Annotated in this window: 22 protein-coding genes and 1 tRNA gene; 16 read left to right on the top strand and 7 right to left on the bottom strand. The window is 44.0% G+C overall.

The features are described 5' to 3' along the window. Window positions 1-46: 46 nt before the first annotated feature. Both DXD68_RS07085 and DXD68_RS07080 read left to right on the top strand, forming a co-directional pair. Window positions 47-1,744, top strand: a complete 1,698-nt coding sequence (locus DXD68_RS07085; protein WP_122360928.1) for an alpha-amylase family glycosyl hydrolase — start codon at window positions 47-49, stop codon at window positions 1,742-1,744. 173 nt (window positions 1,745-1,917) lie between these two features. Further along, window positions 1,918-2,859: a ribose-phosphate pyrophosphokinase gene (locus DXD68_RS07080; protein ID WP_122360927.1), complete on the top strand. Its 942-nt coding sequence runs from the start codon at window positions 1,918-1,920 to the stop codon at window positions 2,857-2,859. A 71-nt stretch (window positions 2,860-2,930) separates the two neighbouring features. Here DXD68_RS07080 and DXD68_RS07075 read toward each other — a convergent pair whose 3' ends face one another. The 6 genes from DXD68_RS07075 to mnmA form a co-directional block, all read right to left on the bottom strand. Next, window positions 2,931-3,212, bottom strand: coding sequence for a winged helix-turn-helix domain-containing protein (locus tag DXD68_RS07075; protein ID WP_122360926.1), 282 nt, complete (start codon window positions 3,210-3,212; stop codon window positions 2,931-2,933). After that, a complete protein-coding gene (locus DXD68_RS07070; protein WP_122360925.1) occupies window positions 3,197-3,826 on the bottom strand; it encodes a hypothetical protein in 630 nt (209 codons plus the stop codon). Before DXD68_RS07070 ends, DXD68_RS07075 begins: the two co-directional genes overlap by 16 nt. A gap of 13 nt (window positions 3,827-3,839) precedes the next feature. Then, window positions 3,840-4,112, bottom strand: coding sequence for a 2TM domain-containing protein (locus DXD68_RS07065; protein WP_122360924.1), 273 nt, complete (start codon window positions 4,110-4,112; stop codon window positions 3,840-3,842). A gap of 184 nt (window positions 4,113-4,296) precedes the next feature. Then, on the bottom strand, window positions 4,297-4,497 hold the full coding sequence (locus DXD68_RS07060) for a type II toxin-antitoxin system YafQ family toxin (RefSeq protein ID WP_122360923.1): 201 nt from the start codon (window positions 4,495-4,497) through the stop codon (window positions 4,297-4,299). Further along, entirely contained in the window at window positions 4,494-4,706 is a 213-nt protein-coding gene (locus tag DXD68_RS07055; protein WP_122360922.1) for a hypothetical protein, read from the bottom strand. Before DXD68_RS07055 ends, DXD68_RS07060 begins: the two co-directional genes overlap by 4 nt. A gap of 59 nt (window positions 4,707-4,765) precedes the next feature. Next, window positions 4,766-5,842 (bottom strand): tRNA 2-thiouridine(34) synthase MnmA, encoded by a 1,077-nt coding sequence (gene mnmA / locus DXD68_RS07050; protein ID WP_122360921.1) that lies wholly within the window; start codon window positions 5,840-5,842, stop codon window positions 4,766-4,768. A 137-nt stretch (window positions 5,843-5,979) separates the two neighbouring features. On the opposite strand from mnmA, the gene DXD68_RS07045 reads away from it, so the two are divergent. From DXD68_RS07045 to DXD68_RS07025, 5 genes are all read left to right on the top strand, one after another. Continuing rightward, window positions 5,980-8,037 (top strand): dipeptidyl-peptidase 3 family protein, encoded by a 2,058-nt coding sequence (locus DXD68_RS07045; protein ID WP_122360920.1) that lies wholly within the window; start codon window positions 5,980-5,982, stop codon window positions 8,035-8,037. Between the two features lie 3 nt (window positions 8,038-8,040). Beyond that, entirely contained in the window at window positions 8,041-8,724 is a 684-nt protein-coding gene (locus tag DXD68_RS07040; protein WP_122360919.1) for a DNA alkylation repair protein, read from the top strand. A 57-nt stretch (window positions 8,725-8,781) separates the two neighbouring features. Further along, the gene (locus tag DXD68_RS07035) at window positions 8,782-9,246 is read left to right on the top strand and encodes a Fur family transcriptional regulator (RefSeq protein WP_075556218.1); all 465 of its coding nucleotides are present in this window, start codon (window positions 8,782-8,784) and stop codon (window positions 9,244-9,246) included. A gap of 29 nt (window positions 9,247-9,275) precedes the next feature. Next, a complete protein-coding gene (locus DXD68_RS07030; RefSeq protein WP_075556219.1) occupies window positions 9,276-10,547 on the top strand; it encodes an adenylosuccinate synthase in 1,272 nt (423 codons plus the stop codon). Between the two features lie 124 nt (window positions 10,548-10,671). Then, window positions 10,672-11,358 carry a zinc metallopeptidase gene (locus DXD68_RS07025; RefSeq protein ID WP_122360918.1) on the top strand — a complete coding sequence of 229 codons (687 nt, stop codon included), beginning with the start codon at window positions 10,672-10,674 and terminating at the stop codon, window positions 11,356-11,358. Between the two features lie 230 nt (window positions 11,359-11,588). Here the strand turns inward: DXD68_RS07025 and DXD68_RS07020 are convergent, their stop codons facing one another. Continuing rightward, window positions 11,589-11,795 (bottom strand): DUF6722 family protein, encoded by a 207-nt coding sequence (locus tag DXD68_RS07020; protein WP_122360917.1) that lies wholly within the window; start codon window positions 11,793-11,795, stop codon window positions 11,589-11,591. Window positions 11,796-11,967: 172 nt separating this feature from the next. On the opposite strand from DXD68_RS07020, the gene hisS reads away from it, so the two are divergent. From hisS to DXD68_RS06975, 9 genes are all read left to right on the top strand, one after another. Further along, window positions 11,968-13,323, top strand: a complete 1,356-nt coding sequence (gene hisS, locus DXD68_RS07015) for a histidine--tRNA ligase (protein WP_122360916.1) — start codon at window positions 11,968-11,970, stop codon at window positions 13,321-13,323. Between the two features lie 168 nt (window positions 13,324-13,491). Beyond that, on the top strand, window positions 13,492-14,922 hold the full coding sequence (locus DXD68_RS07010) for a glycoside hydrolase family 30 protein (protein ID WP_122360915.1): 1,431 nt from the start codon (window positions 13,492-13,494) through the stop codon (window positions 14,920-14,922). A gap of 254 nt (window positions 14,923-15,176) precedes the next feature. Beyond that, a complete protein-coding gene (locus DXD68_RS07005; RefSeq protein ID WP_075556223.1) occupies window positions 15,177-15,446 on the top strand; it encodes a co-chaperone GroES in 270 nt (89 codons plus the stop codon). Window positions 15,447-15,479: 33 nt separating this feature from the next. After that, window positions 15,480-17,120, top strand: a complete 1,641-nt coding sequence (groL, locus tag DXD68_RS07000; RefSeq protein ID WP_122360914.1) for a chaperonin GroEL — start codon at window positions 15,480-15,482, stop codon at window positions 17,118-17,120. A 99-nt stretch (window positions 17,121-17,219) separates the two neighbouring features. Beyond that, the gene (locus tag DXD68_RS06995; RefSeq protein ID WP_122360913.1) at window positions 17,220-18,119 is read left to right on the top strand and encodes an AraC family transcriptional regulator; all 900 of its coding nucleotides are present in this window, start codon (window positions 17,220-17,222) and stop codon (window positions 18,117-18,119) included. 258 nt (window positions 18,120-18,377) lie between these two features. Continuing rightward, window positions 18,378-21,848 carry a DUF6383 domain-containing protein gene (locus DXD68_RS06990; protein WP_122360912.1) on the top strand — a complete coding sequence of 1,157 codons (3,471 nt, stop codon included), beginning with the start codon at window positions 18,378-18,380 and terminating at the stop codon, window positions 21,846-21,848. 475 nt (window positions 21,849-22,323) lie between these two features. Then, window positions 22,324-22,405, top strand: a tRNA-Leu gene (locus DXD68_RS06985). A gap of 82 nt (window positions 22,406-22,487) precedes the next feature. Next, window positions 22,488-23,039 carry an RNA polymerase sigma factor gene (locus DXD68_RS06980; RefSeq protein ID WP_122360911.1) on the top strand — a complete coding sequence of 184 codons (552 nt, stop codon included), beginning with the start codon at window positions 22,488-22,490 and terminating at the stop codon, window positions 23,037-23,039. 46 nt (window positions 23,040-23,085) lie between these two features. Then, window positions 23,086-23,472: a hypothetical protein gene (locus DXD68_RS06975; protein WP_122360910.1), complete on the top strand. Its 387-nt coding sequence runs from the start codon at window positions 23,086-23,088 to the stop codon at window positions 23,470-23,472. Window positions 23,473-23,474 lie beyond the last annotated feature (2 nt).

Below are 23,474 nucleotides of genomic sequence, written 5' to 3'. Positions count from 1 at the left end.
CTGGACCGGGTAACTTTTACCGATAATTTTTAAAGTGGATAAAGCGATGAAACAAATGGATAAGATGGTCATTTATCAGGTATTTCCCCGTTGGTTCGGAAATTTGAGATCTTCGTTGGTGAAGAACGGCAGTAAAGATGAGAACGGAGTAGGTAAGTTCTCTGCCTTTTCGTCGACGGCACTGGCTAAGATCAAGGAGTTGGGCACTACGCATATCTGGTATACGGGAGTGATAGAACATGCTACCCAAACAGATTATACCGCTTATCAGATACGTAAGGATCATGCGGACGTGGTGAAAGGAAAAGCCGGTTCTCCTTACGCGATAAAAGATTATTATGATATAGATCCCGACCTGGCGGAAAATGTGCAGAACCGTATGAAAGAGTTCGAAGCGCTGGTGAAACGTACGCATGAGGCGGGTATGAAAGTAATCATTGACTTTGTGCCTAATCATGTGGCACGCGAGTATTATTCGGATGCGCGCATGTCGTATGTGGAAGACCTGGGTCAGCATGATAATACGACGAAAGGATTCGACCGTAATAACAATTTCTATTATATTCCGGGATGCCCGTTACACCTGTCGTTTGCCGATTCGCACGGCGAATATGATTATAGCGAGTTCCCGGCAAAAGTAACCGGAAATGACTGTTTCAGTCCTGCTCCCGGAAAGAATGACTGGTACGAAACGGTCAAACTGAATTACGGAGTGGATTATGTGAACGGACGGATCGGTTATTTCGACCCGATTCCGAATACCTGGACGAAGATGCTGGATATCCTGTTGTATTGGGCGGATAAAGGTGTGGACGGTTTCCGTTGCGATATGGCGGAAATGGTGCCGGTGGAATTTTGGAACTGGGTGATCCCGAAAGTAAAAGAAAAACATAAAGTGTGTTTTATTGCCGAGGTGTATAATCCGGCGGAGTATCGTAACTACATCTTTAACGGTCATTTTGACTATCTGTATGATAAAGTGGGCTTATACGATACGGTGCGTGCGGTTATGTGTAACCAGGCTCCGGCAAGTAATATCTCTTACTGCTGGCAAGGGTTGGAAGGTATCCAGTCGAATATGCTGAATTTCCTGGAAAACCATGACGAACAGCGTGTTGCATCTTATTTCTTTGCAGGCGATGCCCGCCCGGGTATTCCCGGTATGATCGTATCGGCGATGATGAATACGAATCCGGTCATGATCTACAGCGGTCAGGAACTGGGTGAACCGGGCATGGACGAGGAGGGTTTCAGCGGACGCGACGGTCGTACGACGATATTCGATTACTGGAGCGTCGATAGTTTGCGTAAATGGATTAACGACTGGAAGTTCGACGGTGCCGGCTTAACGGCTGAACAGCGTGCCTTGCGCGAAAAGTACGCTAAGATACTGAATGTGGCGAAGACAGAACAGGCGATCACACAGGGGGCTTTCTTCGATCTGATGTATGCCAACTCGAAAAATCCGTATTTTAATACGCACCGGCAGTATGCTTTTATGCGTAAATACCGCAATGAAGTCGTACTGATTGTCGTTAATTTTGATAAGAATGAACAGACCGTACGAGTGAAAATTCCTATTGAAGCTTTTCAGATATTGGACTTTGACGACAATAAAGCGGCTGTGCAGACCGATTTGCTGACGGGAGATACTTGTATCAGTACGTTGACGACGGCTTGTCCGTACCAGCTGGTTTTACCAGCCTATTCCGGTAGGATACTGCGGTTTACGTATGATAAGTAATTGACAATTGACAATTGATAATTGACAATTAAGAGTAAAGAATTATCTTAGAATAAAAGCTTCTTGTAATTGTTTTATATTTTAATTGTCAATTGTGCATTGTCAATTGTCAATTGTTTTGTACTTTTGCACCACAATTCAAATCTATTTACTTAAGATAAATATTCGGAATAATGAGTGCACAAACTCCTTTCTTGGTGTTTTCGGGAACCAACTCCCGGTATCTTGCAGAGAAAATTTGCAATAGTCTTGGTTGTCCTCTGGGACAGATGAACATTCAACACTTTGCTGACGGTGAATTTTCAGTTTCTTATGAAGAATCTATCCGTGGCCGCGATGTGTTCCTGGTTCAATCGACATTTCCTAATTCGGACAATCTGATGGAGCTTCTCCTGATGATTGATGCTGCTAAACGTGCTTCTGCACACTCTGTAATTGCTGTCGTTCCTTATTTTGGTTGGGCCCGTCAGGACAGAAAGGATAAACCCCGTGTATCTATCGGTGCGAAACTGATCGCTGATATGTTGAGTACAGCCGGTATCGACCGTTTGATTACGATGGACTTGCATGCTGACCAGATTCAGGGATTCTTCAATGTTCCTGTCGATCACTTGTATGCTTCTTCTATCTTCCTGGATTATATCAAGGGTGAACTGCCTTTGGATAACTTGTGTATCGCTACTCCTGACGTAGGTGGTACGAAACGTGCCAGCAGCTATTCCAAATATCTGGGATTGCCGATGGTTATCTGTCATAAGTCACGCCTGCGTGCCAATGAAGTTGCAGAAATGCGTATCATCGGTGATGTGGAAGGTTTGGATGTCCTGTTGGTAGACGACATGGTCGATACAGCCGGTACGATTACGAAAGCTGCTAACCTGATGATGGAAAACGGTGCTAAGTCGGTACGTGCGATTGCCAGTCATGCTGTCATGTCTGACCCGGCTTCTACCCGTGTAGATCAGTCTGCATTGACGGAAATGATCTTTACGGATTCTATTCCTTACGCAAAGAAATGCGAGAAGGTGAAAGTTTTGTCTGTTGCCGATATGTTTGCCGAAGCGATCCGTCGTGTTTGCAGTGGCGAATCTATCAGTTCTTTATATGCTATTTAATTAGCGGGATTAATGATATAAAAAGGCTGCCGTCTGTTGATGGCAGCCTTTTTTATGTTTGATCCTTGGGGTTATCCGATGTAATCTTTCAGGGCGTTTACGTAATTCTCGAAAGCCTGCCGTCCTGCGGCTGTTATCTGGCAGGTCGTACGGGGTTTCTTTCCGACAAAGCTCTTTTCTACTTCTATATAACCGGCTTCGCTCAGTTTGTCTATCTGTACACTCAGGTTCCCCGCCGTAGCCTGTGTCTTTTCTTTCAGATAGACGAATTCAGCCTCCTCGACCGAAAGGAGGATGGACATCACGGCAAGCCGTAATTGGGAGTGGAGTAGCGGATCTAGTTCTTTAAACATTGCATTTTAGCTTTATTGTTGACGATATGTCCGGGTATGATCATCATAAACACGAACGACAAACCGAAGTAAAGATACCATAAAGTGGTCGCTTTTTCACCAATCATCAGCATGGTAAGCATATAGATTGCGATAATAAAAGCGATCAGAGGTGTATAAGTCATCCAGCGCTCCTGTATGATAATGCCGGTAATGGAAACGCCGATTCCGCAATAAATCAAAGAGAGCGGCAGCATCAGAATGAAGTCGATATACCGGGCGAAACTAAATTCGATGATACCGATCGTCAGAAAAGTAACGATGAACATCCAGCCCATTACCTGCCATACTTTTGAGATGACTTTGTCGGTATAAGTCACTACTTTCGGAGGTTTTTGTCTTTGTCTGTAAGACATTATCGGCCATATAACGAACATCAGCATCCATCCCCAACTCCATATAAAGTCGTGTGTAAGACTGATCAGTGCAAATAAAACGATTGATAGGGCCGTTGTGAAATAGCCATATATTAGCATGATATTCCCTTGCCCAATCTCCATGTTCTTTTTACTGGAGTTTATCATTTGAGTGATGAGCGCTAGACTCTCTTTCTCGTTCAATTTTTTGTCTTCCATGATTTTATATGTTTTATTGTTGTTTGTAATAGGTTGATTTTACATTAATGTCATTTGTCGGACAGTCTTCTTCTCGCTCTTCTTTGATCATGTAATGACAAACTATCTCCAATATCAGATTGATGCCCCAGCCGGCAATTACCCATAGAACCCACCAGTAATGTGGGGTTGTGACATAATTTACTACTGCTAAAAAGCTGCATATAACGATATAGCGGAGGATGTTCATCTTCAGCTGTGCTGGAAATGAATTGTTTTTCTTGTTTGAGTTTACTGTTGCTTCCATTGTTGTTCTCTCTTTAATTGTTGTTTGTAAAATGGTTTATATTATAAACTATATATGGATTAAAAAAGTGCAAGGAGCTGCGCATTTCTCACTTACACACCGCAAATATAAAATGGTTTATAATATAAACCAAATAAAACAGAAAAAAAAATAGACTGATCTGGTATAAATTTATTTTTCTATCCTATCTGATTGGATTTATATGACATTCCCACAGACCTTCGTATTTGCCGCTTAATTTGTGTGGGTGATACGAAGGGGGGAGAGTTCCGGTTTCACATAATAAGGATATTGCATCACGTAAAAGATGAGTATTGTATCCACGTTTTTCACAGCGCTTCATATCCTTTTTAAACTTGTTGGAATAACGAGCGCTGTATTTCATGCTGTTAGATCTTTCCAGAGTTCATCCATATCTGTATAGGCTTTCGATACTCTTCCGGCTTTCACGTCTTCCCATGCTTCATCAAGCCCGCATTTCTTTTCTTTGCGAACCGTGATGCTTCCTCCCATGCTTTTTACCAGTTTACGTATAGCAGATACGTATTTTTCGGGAATGGAGATTTCGAATGTTTTTAAAGTTGTTGTTTCCATAGTTGTTTATATTATAGTCTGATACAAAGATTATCATAGGTATAATTATTGACAAAGGTTTATTTTCCCTCGTCGATTATCATACCGCTACCCAGGCAGAGACGGTGGTCTTTGTCGTAGACAACACCGTACTGGCCGGGGGCAATTCCCTGTATTTTGTTCTCGGACTCGATACGATACAAATCTCCGATACGGCGGATACGTCCCGGGGTAAAGTCCGGTGTATGGCGGATTTTGAAGGTGATCTCCTTCTCGTCGGTGAATTCTCCCCACGGGTCTTCGGTGATGAAGTCGAAACCGTGCAGGTTGATTGTTTTGCCGTATTGTGTTTCCGGATCGTAGCCGTTGGAGACGTAGATGATATTGCGTTTGATATCTTTCTTGATAACGAACCAGGGACCGCCGCTCAATCCGAGACCTTTGCGCTGCCCGATCGTGTGAAACCAGTAGCCGTTGTGTTTACCTAAGACTTTACCCGTTTCCAGTTCGACGATCTTGCCGACACGTTTTCCCAGGTAACGTTCGATAAAGTCGTTATAGTTGATTTTGCCGAGGAAACAGATACCCTGGCTGTCCTTACGCATGGCGCTGGGCAACTTCTGTTCGGCGGCGATGGCGCGTACTTCGGCTTTCATCAGGTGACCGATCGGGAACATCAGCTTCTGGATTTGCAGACGGGTGATCTGTCCGAGGAAGTCGGTCTGGTCCTTTACCGGGTCTTTAGCGGTAGAAAGCCATACTTTGCCGTCTATCTCAGTCGTTGTGGCGTAATGGCCGGTTGCGATCTTGTCGAAGTCTTTTCCCCATTTTTCTTCGAAGCAGCCGAACTTGATAAATTTGTTGCACATCATGTCCGGGTTGGGAGTGAGGCCGCGCTTCACCGAGTCGATCGTGTAGCTGACCACCTTGTCCCAGTATTCGTCATGCAGGGATACCACTTCCATGCGGCAACCGTATTTGCGTGCTATATAAGATGTTATTTCTATGTCTTCTTCGGCAGGGCAGTCGATATATCCGTCTTTATCTTCCATACCGATACGGATATAGAAGATGGTAGGATCGTATCCTGCCTCCTTCAACTGATGGACAACTACAGAGCTGTCCACACCTCCTGATACTAATGCTGCTATTTCCATTCTTTTCTAAGTATATCGGGTACAAAGGTACAAAATATTGGGGTGATATTCCTATGGCTTCGATTTATTCGTTACCTTTGCGGGAGAGCCTTTCGTTGTAATACTTCAGAAAAAATAAAAGAGTTATTATAAATAATATGAGAAATACAATAGTATCGCTTATGACAGTAATGGCATTGACTGCTTGTGCTGGTCCGAAAGAAAATAAAGGACAGGCACCGCAGGAGGATTTTAATTATGTGGTAGACCAGTTCGCTGACCTGCAGATTCTTCGTTATCAGGTTCCCGGATTCGAGTCTCTTTCATTGAAACAAAAACAGTTATTATATCATTTGTCGCAGGCTGCGCTGATGGGCCGCGATATATTCTTTGATCAGAATTGTCGCTATAACCTACCGATCCGTCGCACTCTGGAGACGATTTACACAACGTATAAAGGAAATCGGGAAGATGCGCAGTTCAAGGCGCTGGAGACTTACCTGAAACGGGTGTGGTTTTCAAGCGGCATCCATCATCATTATGCAGAGGATAAGTTTGTTCCCGGATTTACACCTGAGTTTTTCAAGAGTTGTCTGGAACAGGTAGACGTGGCTAATCTTCCTTTACGTGAAGGGCAGACATTGGAGCAGTTTGTCGCTGAGATATCTCCGGTGATCTTTGATCCGTCTGTATTGGCGAAGCGTACCGTGCAAAGCGGTGATCAGGATCTGATTCTGGCATCCGCCAATAATTACTATGGCGAAGGTGTTACCGAGAAAGAGGTGGAAGGCTTTTATTCTGCCATGAAAGCGGGAAAAGATACTATCACCCCGATTTCTTACGGTCTGAACAGTCGTTTGGTGAAAGAGAACGGAAAGATCGTTGAGAAGGTGTGGAAAGTCGGCGGCCTTTATTCGGCAGCCATCGAACAGATAGTCGGCGAGTTGCAGAAAGCCGTGCCTTTTGCCGAGAACGATGCACAGAAGGCGATCATCGAAAAACTGATCGAATACTATCAGACGGGCGATCTGAAAACGTTCGATGCTTATTCCATCCTTTGGGTAGAAGATACGACATCTGATGTGGACTTTGTAAACGGTTTTATCGAAACTTACGGCGATCCGCTGGGAATGAAGGCTAGTTGGGAATCTACCGTGAACTTTATCAACAAGGAAGCGACAAAGCGTACAAAGATTATCAGTGATAACGCACAATGGTTTGAAGACCATTCCCCGGTAGACAAACGTTTCAAAAAAGAAAAGGTGAAAGGTGTAAGCGCCAAGGTGATTACCGTCGCCATGCTGGGAGGCGATTGCTATCCGGCAACTCCGATCGGCATCAATCTGCCGAATGCAGACTGGATACGCCGCGACCACGGTTCGAAATCAGTTACTATCGAGAATATAACGGAAGCCTACGATAAGGCTTCGCAAGGCAACGGTTTTAGCGAAGAGTTCGTTTGGAGTGACGTTGAACGCGAGGCGTTGAAGAAATACGGATTTATCACGGATAATTTACATACGGATTTGCACGAATGTTTGGGGCATGGTTCCGGTAAACTGTTGCCGGATACGGAATCCGGAGCCTTGAAAGCGTACGATTCTACGCTTGAAGAAGCTCGTGCCGACCTGTTCGGACTGTATTATCTGGGTGATCCGAAATTAGTGGAATTAGGTTTGGTGCCGGATGCAGAAGCATATAAGGCAGAGTATTATAAGTATATTATGAATGGCCTGATGACACAACTTGTCCGTATCGAAGCCGGTAAGAATGTGGAAGAAGCCCACATGCGTAACCGTCAGTTGATTGCTCAATGGGCCTACGAGAACGGTAAAGCCGATAACGTGATCGAATATAAGAAACGTGACGGCAAAACATACGTAGTTGTAAACGATTACGAAAAACTCCGTAATCTTTTCGGTACGTTACTGGCTGAAGTACAGCGCATCAAGAGCGAAGGCGATTTTGCAGCCGGAAAGAAACTGGTGGAAGATTATGGCGTAAAAGTAGACCAAATATTACACGACGAAGTGCTTGCCCGTTATGCCAAACTGAACCTGGCTCCTTACAAAGGTTTTGTGAACCCGGTTATGAAAGAGGTGAAGAACGATAACGGAGAAGTGACCGATATCGTCCTCGATTATACCGAAGGCTACACGGACCAGATGCTTCGTTACAGTAACGATTATTCATTCCTCCCATCTTACAACGACTAAGCTATGTTGCAGGACCAATTAAGAGAAATAAGAACCCAGCTCCGCATGGCAATGAATGGTATTACATCCACCAGCATGCGCGAGAAAGGGATAAACTATAAACTGAACTTCGGTGTTCCTCTGCCCGAAATAAAGCAGATTGCCGCTATGCACGAACCCGGTTCGGAGCTGGCAGCGGCTCTGTGGAAAGAAGATATCCGTGAGTTCAAGATACTGGCATCCATGTTACAGCCTGCGGATGATTTTCCTTTCGATCAGGCAAAGCAATGGGTGAAAGAAATACCCTATTTGGAAATCGCGGAGCAATGCAGCCGTAATCTGTTTTGCAAGTTGCCTTATGTCGATAACCTTCTTTTGGGATTAATCTTCAATGTGGAAGACGAGTATGCCCGTACGGTGGCCTACCTGATTTGGGCGGAACTGTTCAAGGAGGGGAAAACTGTGGTTGCGCCGGTAAGAGCTGCATTCATTGTAGAATGTATGCGTTCTATTGCCTGGCCCGACTTCGGCGCTACCTGGAAAGAGAAGCAGGCAGCTGTAAAAGCAATGAAATTTTACGGTCGCCAGTCTGCCGATCATGCCCGGCAAATGTTAAGTGGTTTCGATGAGTTTCCGGAGTTCATGGAGACGCCGGAAGGACAGGAAATATATAATGATTTAAAATTTGAATTTGAATATTATAGCTAAGGCTTTGCGTTTAAAATAAATGCGCTAACTTTGTCGGTCGCGTAGAGTCGCAACGAAATGGATGAAAAGAAGTACATAGAGATGAAGCAGTCGTTTACGGAGTATCTGACTGAGAAAAAACTACGAAAGACGGAGGAAAGATATGCTATATTTGAATGCATATGTCGTTTCTCGGGTCATTTCGACATGTACTCACTCCAGGAAAAACTGGAAGAAACGAACTTCCATGTGAGCAAGGCAACGCTTTACAATACGCTGGACGTGCTGGAAGACGGTGGCCTGATCGTGCGGCATCAACTCAACGCCCAATCGGTTCAATACGAACTCCGGGCTTTGGCGGAAACGCATCTTCATCTGATCTGTATGAAGTGCGGGGCGATCCGGGAAATGAAAGACAGTATGCTGAAAAAGGATGTCAACAATCTGAAGATATCCCGTTTCACACCTGAGTTTCATGCGTTGTATATTTATGGGATATGCAGTAAATGCAAGTTCAAGCTTCAGCAGAAGAATGGTAAATAAGAATATTAATAGTCTATTATAAAGATAACATGAAAGTAGATGTTTTATTAGGATTGCAATGGGGTGACGAGGGCAAAGGTAAAGTTGTCGACGTGCTGACTCCGAATTACGATGTAATCACTCGTTTTCAGGGAGGTCCCAATGCAGGACACACATTGGAGTTTAACGGAGAAAAGTATATCCTTCGTTCTATTCCGTCAGGTATTTTCCAGGGTGGAAAAGTGAATGTAATCGGTAATGGCGTCGTTCTCGACCCGTTATTGTTTAAGCAGGAAGCCGAAGCGCTTGCTGCCAGTGGTCACGACCTGACCAAACAACTTTGTATTTCCAAGAAGGCACACCTGATCCTGCCTACCCACCGTATGCTGGATGCTGCTTACGAAGCGGCTAAAGGTTCAGGTAAGATCGGTACGACCGGTAAAGGTATCGGCCCGACATATACAGACAAGATCAGCCGTAACGGTCTCCGTGTAGGTGACTTGCTGCATAACTTCGATGAAAAATATGCTGCTGCCAAGGCACGTCACGAAGCAATCCTGAAATCACTGAACTATTCTTATGATATCAAGGAACTGGAAGCTCAATGGTTTGAAGCATTGGAATATCTGAAACAATTCAACCTGATCGACAGCGAGCATGTGGTAAACAACTACCTGAAAGACGGTAAGTCTGTTTTGGCGGAAGGCGCACAGGGAACTATGCTGGATATCGACTTCGGCTCTTATCCGTTCGTTACTTCTTCGAATACGATCTGTGCCGGTTGTTGTACGGGTCTGGGCGTATCTCCGCGCAATATCGGTGAAGTATACGGTATCTTCAAGGCGTATTGTACACGTGTCGGCAGCGGTCCGTTCCCGACAGAGTTGTTCGATGAAACAGGCGATCTGCTTTGTACGTTAGGGCATGAGTTCGGTTCTGTAACAGGACGTAAACGTCGTTGCGGCTGGATTGACCTGGTTGCTTTGAAATATGCCGTTATGATCAACGGTGTAAGCCAGCTTATCATGATGAAGAGCGACGTACTCGATAGCTTCGAAACGATCAAGGCTTGTGTGGCTTACAAGATCAACGGCGAAGAAGTAACGGAATTTCCGTTCGAGATCGACGATACGATCGAACCGGTATACGTTGAACTGCCGGGTTGGAAGACTGACATGACAAAGATGCAGAGCGAAGATGAATTCCCTGAAGAATTCAACGCTTACCTTTCCTTCCTGGAAGAAGAGTTGGGTGTTCCCGTTAAAATCGTGTCAGTAGGACCTGACCGTGAACAGACAATTATCCGGTATACGGAAGAATAAACCTCATATACTATTACAAAATGGCAGAAGACCACCTCTCAGCAGGCCTATCTTCTGCCATTTTTGTTTTTGGCAGACTTTTTGTAAGACATTTCTTGTATAACACTTAATTAATTAGAGCATTATGAGCATGTATTGGATTATATTTATTGGTTTTGCCTTGTTAAGCTGGCTGGTATCTTCCCGACTGAAAAACAAGTTTGAGAAGTATTCTAAGATCCCTATGCCTAACGGTATGACCGGAAAGGACGTGGCTGAGAAGATGTTGCATGATAACGGCATTTACGACGTGAAGGTGATTTCTACTCCCGGACATTTGACAGACCATTACAATCCTGCAAATCAAACGGTGAATCTTAGTGAATCGGTATATTACAGTAATAGTATTGCTGCGGCAGCCGTTGCAGCCCATGAATGCGGTCATGCGGTACAGCATGCCACTTCGTATGCTCCGCTGAAGATGCGGTCGGCATTGGTGCCGGTGGTCAGCTTCGCTTCGAATATCATGACGTGGGTGTTGCTGGGCGGTATGTTGCTGATCCATCAGTTCCCGCAGTTGCTGCTGTTCGGTATCATTCTGTTCGCATCTACGACGTTGTTCAGCTTTATCACGTTGCCGGTCGAGATCAATGCCAGCCAGCGTGCATTGGTTTGGTTGAGTAGTGCCGGTATAACGAATGTCAGTACGCATGGAATGGCGGAAGATGCTTTGCGTTCTGCTGCTTATACCTATGTGGTGGCTGCTTTAGGTTCGCTGGCTACATTATTATATTATATAATGATCTTCCTGGGCGGAAGAAGCCGTGACTAAACGGAAATGACTGCGGCAGCGGATAAAACTGGCTGCTGCAGTGAATAGGGACTGGCTGCTGCACCCACTAAAAATAGCTGCCCGAGCCATTCAAAATGACTCGGGCAGCTATTTTTATTTCTTCTTTTTCTTCTCTTGACTGAATTTTCGTTCGATATAGAGAGACCAAATAAAGGCTACGATTGCCAATATCATAGGAATTGAAAATGCTAAAAGAATGTTAGTCATAATTACTCCTCCTTTAATTTTATGAATCGCAAGCCTAGTCCAAGAAAGACGGCAACTGCGATAATTCCACTTAAATAAATAGTGATGGTATAGTCTCCAAAATCTTTTAATAAGGTGGAAACAATTACCCCAGTAATGATATATTTGGCTAAATCGGTGAAAAAACTACCGAGCTCGCCATACAACGCTTTCTTCTGTTTCTTTTTCATAGTCTTGTTATCTTTTGATTATGCTACAAACGTAATAAAAAGAAACCGGTAAAACAATCAACTTAACCGGAAAACTACGAAATTGAAACAAAATACCTACCTTTGCATTCCGAATAATAATTTAATAGATAAAAGTCGGTTAGCTCCGACGATAAACAAGAGCAAACGATATATGCAGAAGCCGTCTATACCAAAAGGTACCAGAGATTTTTCGCCTGAAGAAATGGCGAAACGTAATTATATATTCAATACGATTCGTGAAGTATATCATCTGTACGGATTTCAGCAAATAGAAACCCCAGCCATGGAAAACCTGTCGACCCTGATGGGCAAGTATGGTGAGGAAGGTGATAAACTGCTTTTCAAGATATTAAACTCAGGAGATTGCTTTTCAGGTATCACCGATGAGGAGTTGCTGGAACGCAATGCCGTACGGTTTGGCGTGAAAGCCTGCGAGAAAGGTCTGCGTTACGACCTGACCGTACCTTTTGCCCGTTACGTGGTACAGCACCGCAATGACATAACATTCCCTTTCAAACGTTATCAGATACAACCTGTATGGCGTGCCGACCGTCCGCAGAAAGGACGTTATCGCGAATTCTACCAATGTGATGGTGACGTGGTCGGTTCCGACTCGCTGATCAATGAAGTGGAACTGATCCAGATCATGGATGAGGTATTCCACCGTTTCGGTATCCGCGTTTGCATCAAGATGAACAACCGTAAGATCTTATCCGGTATTGCCGAGATCATTGGTGAAGCAGATAAGATTGTCGATATAACCGTAGCTATCGATAAGCTGGATAAGATCGGCCTGGACAATGTAAACGAAGAACTTCGCTCGAAAGGCCTTACCGAAGATGCCATTGCCCGCCTGCAGCCGATCATCATGCTGGCAGGAACCAACCGTGAGAAACTGGCTGTATTGAAAGAGCAGCTGGCAACCTCTGAGATCGCCATGAAGGGTATTGAAGAAATGACCTTCATCCTCGACCGTATCGATCAGCTGCCTATGCGTGCCGAACTGGAACTTGACCTGACATTGGCGCGCGGACTGAACTATTATACCGGAGCCATCTTTGAAGTGAAAGCCCTCGACGTACAGATCGGAAGTATCACCGGTGGCGGACGATATGACAACTTGACCGGCGTATTTGGCATGGACGGTGTGTCGGGTGTCGGTATCTCTTTCGGTGCAGACCGTATCTTCGACGTGCTGAACCAGCTGGATCTCTATCCAGCCGATTCATTAATGACAACGCAGCTGTTGTTTGTCAACTTCGGAGCCACGGAAGAGAGCTACCTGTTGCCGATTATCTCGAAAGTGCGTGCTGCCGGAATCCGTACGGAGTTATTCCCGGAAGCGTCCAAGATGAAGAAACAGATGGGCTATGCCGATACGAAGAAAATCCCGTTTGTCGCCATCGTCGGTGAAACGGAAATGAACGAAGGCAAGATCAACCTGAAGAATATGATCACAGGCGAACAGGTCCCTGTCACTGTGGAAGAGCTGATCGCCCGGTTCTAATAAAAAAGCCGGTGATAAAAGTCTGTAAATGGCACGCAGATGACACAGATTAGGTGGATTGACACAGATAAAGTATTTATTAATAATAACAATCAGTGGTCATCTGCTCAATCCGCGTCATCTGTGTGCCGTTTACAAACTTAGATACCACGTTTATCCTTATTTATCATGAAAGCATATCAATTAATTCTCACATTCGCATTATGTCTTTCGGCCTGTACTATCCAACCGCGTGCATCGTGGGTGACAACGACCGAAAACGATCAATGGGTGGAACGCCCCGACCTGGTATCGGCCTCTGTAGATACCATTCCCGACATCGACGCCGTTGTCCATACCGGAAAGAAACTCCAAAAGATAGACGGCTTCGGTGCCTGTTTCAACGAACTGGGCTGGATCTCTCTGAGTAAACTCGACCCGACAGTCCGTGAAGAAATCCTCGAAGAACTCTTCTTCCCCGAGATAGGGGCAAACTTTACCATCTGCCGTATGCCGGTAGGAGCCAATGACTTCTCCCGCGACTGGTACTCGTACAACGAAACCGACGGTGATTTCGACATGCAATATTTCACCATCGCCAACGACCAGCAGACGTTGATCCCTTTCATCAAAGGTGCGCAAAAATACAATCCCGGTCTGAGTATCTGGGCTTCCCCCTGGTGTCCTCCATCCTGGATGAAACACAATAAGCATTACGCCTCCGCCTATACCGGCGAAGCCTATAACGAGAAATACCGCAACGGCCTGCCTGCCGATAAAGTCGGTTACGAAGGCACGGACATGTTTATCCAGGATTCGCTTTACTTGCAAGCGTACGCCCTTTATTTCTCCAAATTCATCGAAGCTTATCGCGAACAAGGCATCGACATCTTTGCCGTCATGCCGCAGAACGAATTTAACTCGGCACAGATATTCCCCAGCTGTTGCTGGACGGCTGCCTCGCTGGCTAACTTTGTCGGCAACTACCTCGGTCCGGCTATGAAGGAGCTGGATGTCAAAGTCATGTTCGGAACCATGGAGCGTGCCAACGAAGCCCTGGTCGATACTATCCTGACTGATCCGGCAAGCGGAAAATATATCAGCGGTGTCGGTTTCCAATGGGCGGGGAAAGGAGCCATCAAAGGAATCCACGAACGCTATCCGGCTATGAAACTCTACCAGACGGAGCAGGAATGCGGCGACGGTAAGAACGACTGGAGCGGTGCCGTCTATTCCTGGAACCTGATGCGTCATTACCTGGATAACGGAGCCTCGGCATATATGTACTGGAATATCTCGCTCGACAAAGGTGGCATCAGCCGTTGGGGATGGGCGCAAAATTCGTTGGTCGTTGTCGATCCCGATACGAAAACCTTCCGTTATACCCCCGAATATTATGTCATGAAACATCTGAGCCATTACGTTCAGCCCGGTGCCCGGAAGCTCGAAACCACCGGCCGGTACAGCAATCTGATGGCTTTTGTCAATCCCGATAAAAGTATAGTTGTCGCTTTGGCAAACGAGGGGAATGAAGACCGCCAGGTATCTGTCGAAATCGACGGTCGTGTTTACCAACCCGTACTGCCTGCGCATTCCTTTGCCACGCTGCAGATAGACTAAATATTACTAGCTTTAGGTTAAAAGGTGGTTACTTATGAACTACCATACTGCTACTTTTGTTCTAGTCGGGAAGCATGGAGGGCGGAATGTATAGTCATCCTGTCAGTCATGTCGGTGTATCTACCGGTCTGTTTATGCAAAATTGTCAGTCTTTTTCCTGTCAGTAAATTTGGCACAGATTTCGCATAGGAGTAAACGTGAATTAGAAATTCATAGTAAAACATAATATTATTAACATTAAAAATATATCAAAGATGAACATTAGACCATTAGCAGACAGAGTGCTTATCAAGCCGGCTGCAGCAGAAGAAAAGACACTTGGCGGAATCATTATCCCTGATTCAGCAAAAGAAAAACCTTTAAAAGGTGAAGTTGTTGCCGTAGGTAACGGAACAAAGGATGAAGAAATGGTTGTGAAAAGTGGCGATACTGTACTGTACGGAAAGTATGCAGGAACAGAGATCGAACTGGACGGTGAAAAGTATTTGATCATGCGTCAGTCTGATATCTTAGCTATTATCTAATTCATTAACGGACAATAAAAAAATAATATAATCATGGCAAAAGAAATTAAGTACGATATGGATGCCCGCGACCTTTTGAAGAAAGGTGTGGACGAACTGGCAAATGCAGTAAAAGTAACATTAGGCCCGAAAGGCCGTAACGTGATCATCGAAAAGAAATTCGGTGCTCCTCACATTACAAAAGACGGTGTAACGGTTGCAAAAGAAGTTGAATTGGCTTGCCCGTTCGAAAACATGGGTGCACAGTTGGTTAAAGAAGTTGCTTCCAAGACTAACGACAATGCAGGTGACGGTACTACTACTGCTACTGTATTGGCACAATCCATCATCGGTGTCGGTCTGAAGAACGTTACAGCAGGTGCTAATCCAATGGACTTGAAACGCGGTATTGACAAAGCTGTTGCCAAAGTGGTTGAAAAGATCGCCGACCAGGCTGAAGAAGTAGGCGACCAGTTCGAAAAGATCGAACACGTTGCTAAAATCTCTGCCAACGGTGACGAAACTATCGGTAAGCTGATTGCAGAAGCTATGCAGAAAGTGAAGAAAGAAGGCGTTATCACAGTGGAAGAAGCTAAAGGTACTGAAACTACAGTAGACGTAGTGGAAGGTATGCAGTTCGACCGTGGTTACATCTCTCCGTACTTCGTAACAAATACAGAAAAGATGGAATGCGAGATGGAAAATCCGTATATCCTGATCTACGACAAGAAGATCTCTGTATTGAAAGACCTGCTTCCTATCCTTGAACCGGCTGTTCAGAGCGGACGTCCTCTGTTGATCATCGCTGAAGATATCGACAGTGAAGCATTGGCTACATTGGTAGTGAACCGTCTGCGTGGTTCTCTGAAGATCTGTGCAGTGAAGGCTCCGGGCTTCGGCGACCGTCGTAAAGCCATGTTGGAAGATATCGCTGTCCTGACAGGCGGTGTTGTTATCTCCGAAGAAAAAGGTTTGAAGCTGGAAGGCGCTACAATGGATATGCTGGGTACTGCCGAAAAGATCACTGTAGACAAAGATACTACTATCATTGTTAACGGTGCAGGCGACAAAGCTGCTATCCAGGCTCGTATCGGTCAGATCAAGACTCAGATCGAAAACACTACTTCCGATTATGATAAAGAAAAACTGCAGGAACGTCTGGCTAAGATGGCAGGTGGTGTAGCTGTTCTTTACGTAGGTGCTCCTTCTGAAGTGGAAATGAAAGAAAAGAAAGACCGTGTTGACGATGCTTTGCATGCAACCCGCGCTGCTATCGAAGAAGGTACAGTTCCTGGTGGTGGTGTAGCTTACATCCGTGCTATCGAAGCATTGGAAGGAATGAAGGGCGAAAACGAAGACGAAACAACAGGTATCGAAATCGTTAAACGTGCTATCGAAGAGCCGTTGCGTCAGATCGTTGCCAATGCTGGTAAAGAAGGTGCCGTTATCGTTCAGAAAGTAAAAGAAGGTAAAGGTGACTTCGGTTACAATGCCCGTACAGATAAATATGAAAACCTGTGCGCTGTCGGCGTAATCGACCCGGCTAAGGTTACTCGTGTTGCTTTGGAAAATGCAGCTTCTATCGCTGGTATGTTCCTGACAACAGAATGCGTAATTGCTGAAAAGAAAGAAGAAGGTCCTGCTATGCCTCCGATGAACCCGGGTATGGGTGGCGGAATGGGCGGCATGATGTAATCTCTTCCCATAAGATAAATTATAAACGGCTGCTTCCGAAAAAGGAAGTGGCCGTTTTTTTATTATATTTGTTGCGGTTTACATATATAATAATGTATAGTGATAAAGATTAAAGAAGGATTCAAAGGAGAACGATTCGTCTCTTTGCCGGACGAGTTGCTTGAAATGTATAGTCGCGAACCGCTTATAGGCAATTTGTATGTCCGTAAGATCGGTTTCTTCCCGAAAGTCAAGTACCATTACGTACAAAAGGATAAGGGATGCAACTATGCCATGCTTATCTACTGTACGGAAGGGGAGGGCTGGTATACGGTTCATGGAAAGACGTATCCCGTCAGGCAGAACCAATACATTATTATTCCCCCGAATGTTCCTTATTCTTTCGGTGCTTCGGAGACTGATCCGTGGACTATTTATTGGGTTCACTTTATGGGAGAACTGAGTGACCAGTTTCTGCCGTCCACTCCTATACCCGGATCGATCCTTCCGGGGGAATATTCACGTCTCCAGGATCGGATACAATTGTTCGAGGAGATATATGCCTGTTTCTCGATGGGGTATATAAAGGAATATATGGTTTATTCTTCCATGTGTCTTTATATGTTCCTTACCTCTTTTTTATATCTGGAACAGTATCGTTATATAAATTTGCCTAACCATAAGGAGTATTCTTTTGCTTCGCGGGTGATCCATTATATGAATGAGCATGTCGAGCGAAACCTTACATTGGATCAGCTGGCGGCCTATTTCAAGTATTCCCCGTCTCATTTCTCCATGCTGTTTCAAAAGGAAACAGGCGTGGCGCCGATCAGTTATTTTATCCGGCTGAAGATCCAAAAGGCTTGCCAGTATATTGTACTGACTGGCTTGAAACTGAATGAGATATCTACTAAGCTTGGTTTTGAAGAGCCCGCTTACTTTTCGCGTACTTTCACGAAAGTGATGGGCCTCTCGCCTTCCGAATACCGGAAACGGGAGTCGGAACACGGGATAGTTTGATAGGAATGATGAAGGTTGTACGTGAAAACCTATCATTTGTCCTTTTTAAGCTTGGTATAGGATAAGAAAGCAAGGTTAAAGGGAAAAAAAGATATCAAAAAAATAGTCTAACTAAAAAAGATATGTATCTTTGTGCTATGTTTTTGGTGCGAAGTATGCACCGATGGGATTAAATGATATCCGTTGTCGAGCTTTATTTTTATTATAAGATAGATTTATTAGAACTTTATATTTTATTACTAATTAAATTATTTGATTATGAACAAAAAGTTTTCTACTCTTTTTGTCGGCGCCCTGCTGACAACTAGTCTTGGAGCTTTCGCGCAAGGTACAACTGCCGTACATACCAATGTAAATGAAATTGGTCACGGTATTGAACTGCGCCCAACTGCAACTGCCAGCGCTGAAACAGGTGATGGTGTTAATCGTTTTGATACAAACAAATTGTATCAGTTGACAGACGCAGATGCAGATGGAAAAGTATTGATCCAGACTCGTAATTACACTACCGGAGAATTGAATTTGAAGTTGGTTGCTGTGGAAGATGCTCCTATCAATGCTTCTTTATGGTCTATAAAGGTAAAAGGTGACCTCACTAGCGGTTACAGCTATACTTTTGTAAACAAAGAAACAAACCTTGAACTGGTTTATGCACATGTTAATGCAGCAGCATTTGATGGTGATGCTCCGAAAAAAACATCTGACACAGATGAAGCAACAAGTATTCTTGAAGGTTGTCTGACAGATTGGAGTTGGTATACAACGGATGTGCAGACTGATAATTTCAAATTAGCTCCTGTTTATTCTTATTTTAACAATCAGGATTCTGTTGTTGTATTGCAGAAAAACCAGGATGATGAAATTGTCGCAGTTAAATATTCTAAGAAAGTTGCCGGTGACCGTGTAGTATCTATCACTGATGCTGTAACGTTGAAACCTGTATTAGCTGGTGGTATCGTTTTGAAAGCGGCTGATCTGAACAATGTAGTTGATTTCCAGTATGGTGGAAAATTCACTATTGCTTCTGCTGTTGCTCCTAAAACAGTTAGCCCGTTCTTAGCGAATGCATTTACTGCAAAAGATTATAATGACACGGATTTCCCGAGTGTTAATACTGCAGTAGGTGTTGAAGCTAATAGAAAGAAATTAGGTCTTTCTGATGATCCGGCTGTAGGGTTATATGCTGATCATTTTGTTTATCTGACAACTGGTACGAATAAAGTACTGAGCGTTGGTACAGAATTCTTCTCTAGTAGTAGTAAAGAGTTGCCAATGGTTTTATTGGAAGGTCTTCCTAAAGATGTAGATAAACCTGTCGCTTCTATGAGTGATGCAGCATGGGAAGCTCGTAGCTTGTTCAAATTTACTTATTATCCTTCTCAGGATAGTCTGGTTGTTGAACCGATGAATGCTTTATCAAAGAATCCTACTAGCGATGTATGGCAGAATGCTGATTATGCATTTAACTCTACAAACAATAACGAAAATGCAATACATGTAGACGCTACGCCTACTGAGGCTGATTTGAACAAGGATACTTATGGCGAAGTTGTTGTTCGTATCGCTTATTTGACAGACGATCAGGCTGTTATTACAGCTAAGAACACGGAGTTGAATGGTTATGATATGCCGGGTTCTCTGCAGACTAAGTTTAATTTCAAAGACAGAACTTTCAAGTATCTGACTCGTACGAAAGTTGATCAGGGTTTGTATTTCATCAAAGATGTAGCAACTGAAAAGTATGTTGTTGACAATTTCGTTGGTAAACTGATGCTGGATGCTGAAACAGCTGTTCAGAATTATAATGATATGCCGGCTACTATGTGGGTTGTTAAGACTACAGGTTGCGGTTTAGTTCCGACAGTTGCTGTTTACAACCGTGAATATGCAGACGAAGTATACGAAGGTCAGCTTTATTCTAATGAAGATGGTAGCGTTTACTTTATCAATCAGAACTTTGATTCTTTCACAGATAAACAACTACTGCATACTGACAACTATAAGTTTAATACTGTTGCAGACGGTGAAGCTACAACTAGCGTTTACCATGGTTACGGACATTTAACTTCTGATGATCTGCTTTATACTAAGTATTATCTGAACTATAACTTGTTCGCTAATCCGAACTTGTATCTGAATGTAACTGCTACTAAGAGCTTTGCTCCGACTGAAGGTCAGGCTACTACTTATGAGTTGACTGAAGCTAAGAATGTATTTGACGTTAATGGTACTGCTATTGATGTTCCTTTCGGTTACGGTGCTCAAATCGGTTTACCGCAGTTGATCAGAACCGGTTATGTATTGAAAGTTAGCGATAAAAACTTGATCGATAACGATAAGGTTTATGTATATCTGGTTGAACCGAAAGGTAAGACTCCTTACTACAAGGCTATGACGAAAGAGGAAGCTGCTGCTGCTACGGATGAAAATCCGAAACTGGCTGTATTCTATCTGAAGGCTGACCAGCGCATGCATAGCGATCTTGACACTCGTGCTTATGTATTGATTGACATTAACAATGGTACAACTTTGGATGTTAATAACGGTTGGATGCAGGCTAACTGCGAAGATGCTCCGGGTGATATGACTTACCTGCGTCTTGACAACATGGCTCAGGAAAGAGCTACAGCATTCTCTATCAATATTGATCCTCGTCCATTATATATGGATCTGGGTGAAATCGGTAAGAACATCAACATCTTCCGTGGAAGAGGTACTGGCGCTGAATATCTGTTCGAAGATACTAACAACCAGAGCAACGCTCCGCAAGTTGTTAAGGGTTTCGGTTACCTGGGTATGACTGCTGAAAAGATCAAACCGATCGGTGAAGGTAAAACAACTGCTTTGTATGCTGATTATGTGGTAAGTTCTACAGACCGTATGCCTCAGTATCTGTTTGTTGTGCGTCCGGATTCAGTGAAAGACGGCAAATGGTGTAACACTCACGGTTACAACCCGAACTGCGAACATGAAATTGATTACAACGGTTACCTGGCAGGTAGCTTCTTGATCAATCTGACTGACTCTATCGAAGGCGGTACTAACATGTTGAACAATCCTGACGTTTACAAATGGCAGTCTTACACTCGCCTTGGATTCGTAGAAGGTGTTCACCAGGTAGATGGCGAAAATGAATATCTGTATATCCTGAAGAACGGTCTGAAGTTGGCTGATCTGAAGAATAAAGACGGTGTTCTTGATCCTCGTGACCTGTACGATGCCAGCAAGTTCGAAAAGAAAGAACTGACAGGCTTGCACAAAAACTATGCATTCTCTCTGCGTTACACAGACGACGATCATAAAGATTTCTTACTGGAATCTAACAAGGTAGGTGTATCACACGTAGCATCATTCAAGGGTGCATGGGTGAAAATCCACAACGGAGTTCCTGTATTGGCTGAATACGAAGTTGATAACGGTAACCACCAGGATGATGACGATAAGATGAAAGAACTTATCAACCAGGCTCAGATCTTCAACCTGGAAGATACTGAAGATTTCGCAACATCTAACGAAGGTGTTTCTACATCAACAGTTAGCGTAATCGCTGGTGAAGGTGTTATCACTATCACAAATGCTGCTGGTAAGAAAGTTTCTGTAAGCAACATCCTTGGTCAGACAGTAGCTACTCAGACTATTTCTTCTGACAACGTAACAATCTCTGCTCCTGCAGGTATCGTGGTTGTTTCTGTTGACGGTGAAGAAGCTGTAAAAGCTATCGTTAAATAAGTAGGACAATTCCTGGTAAACCGTTAGGTTGACAGGTTACATACAACAAAGCCCCGCTGGTTATCCGGCGGGGCTTTTTGCGTATCAGAGGACAGAATCGGAATATTGTACAACTCAATCGGAATAATATGACTTGCCGGAATTGCAGAAGATTGCTTCTTCCAAACGGACGGAGGTTGTAGTACAGAGCCAGTGTACGAAATAGCAAGTCCTCTGTACGCCTTTAGAGTCTTTCCGTTTCCCGGCTTCTGAACTATTGAAAGGAGGCTCTATGACTCTTGAAATGTCCTCGGAACCTAATTATTCGTGGGGAGTTGAATAAATACCGGAGAAATAATCGTGGTATCCTTTCAAATGAAAGGGTGTCACGATAAAATATTCTCGAAAAATAATTGCCGGATATTTTGTTTTATAAAAAAAAACACTACCTTTGCACCGCAATCACGAGAGATTGCTTACCTGAAAATGATGAATTGCCCAGGTGGCGGAATTGGTAGACGCGCACGTTTCAGGTGCGTGTGTCGCGAGGCGTGCAGGTTCGAGTCCTGTTCTGGGCACTTCCGAAAGCGGACAACTGATAAAGTTGCCCGCTTTTTTTATGTCCGTATTTTTTTATATATTTGAGCCAAAATGGAGAGGATGCAGCAATATACGGAAGATGAAATAGTAGAACAACTGCGGGATCCGGCCCGGCAAAGGGATGCTTTTGCCAGTGTCGTGAGCCTTTACGGGGAAAAGTTGTATTGGCAGATACGAAAGATGGTATTGAGCCATGACGATGCAAACGATCTTTTGCAGAATACTTTTCTGAAAGCCTGGACGAATATCGACTATTTCCGGGGTGAAGCGAAGTTATCTACCTGGCTGTATAAAATTGCCATCAACGAGTGTCTTACCTTTCTGAACCGTCAGCGGAATATAAATAATGTATCGATCGACGATACTGATGTCTTTTTGCTGGAACGTCTGAAAGGGGACGAGTACTTTGACGGTGATGAAGCCCAGTTGAAGTTGCAGAAAGCAATTCTCACCTTGCCGGAGAAACAACGTTTGGTGTTTACCATGAAATACTTTGACGAGATGAAGTATGAAGATATGTCGGATGTTCTTGGAACCTCTGTCGGAGCCTTGAAGGCTTCTTATCATCATGCAGTCAAAAAAGTCGAGGAGTTTTTAACTAAAGACATTTAAACCTTTTGGCCCGAAGCTCGTCAAAGGTGTATTAAAACGGAAGAGTATGGAAAAAGAACAAAACAATCTGGATCGTTTTAAAGGAAAGAATCCTTTTAGTGTGCCTGATGGGTACATGAAGGATCTCACGGCTAATATTATGAGCCAGCTGCCGGAGAAGCCGCATGTGGAGGCAAAGAAAGTCTCTATGACGGACCGTATCCGTCCGTGGTTGTATATGGCTGCAGTATTTGCCGGGCTGGGATTGTTCTTTAAAGCAATAGTCGGTTTCGACGGTGAAAAGAGCCAGTCTGATACGCTGTTGGTGCAGTCGACAGATGCATCGGAAACTAAAGCTGCTATATTGGAAGCGGAAAATGAAGAATATCTGGAATATCTGGAAGCCCAGTATACAGATTATCTTTTAGCAGAAGAATTGGGCAATTACGAATAAAT

Source organism: Parabacteroides sp. TM07-1AC, assembly GCF_003480915.1.
Lineage (GTDB): Bacteria > Bacteroidota > Bacteroidia > Bacteroidales > Tannerellaceae > Parabacteroides > Parabacteroides chongii.
This window is presented reverse-complemented; position numbering and strand designations above follow the sequence as displayed.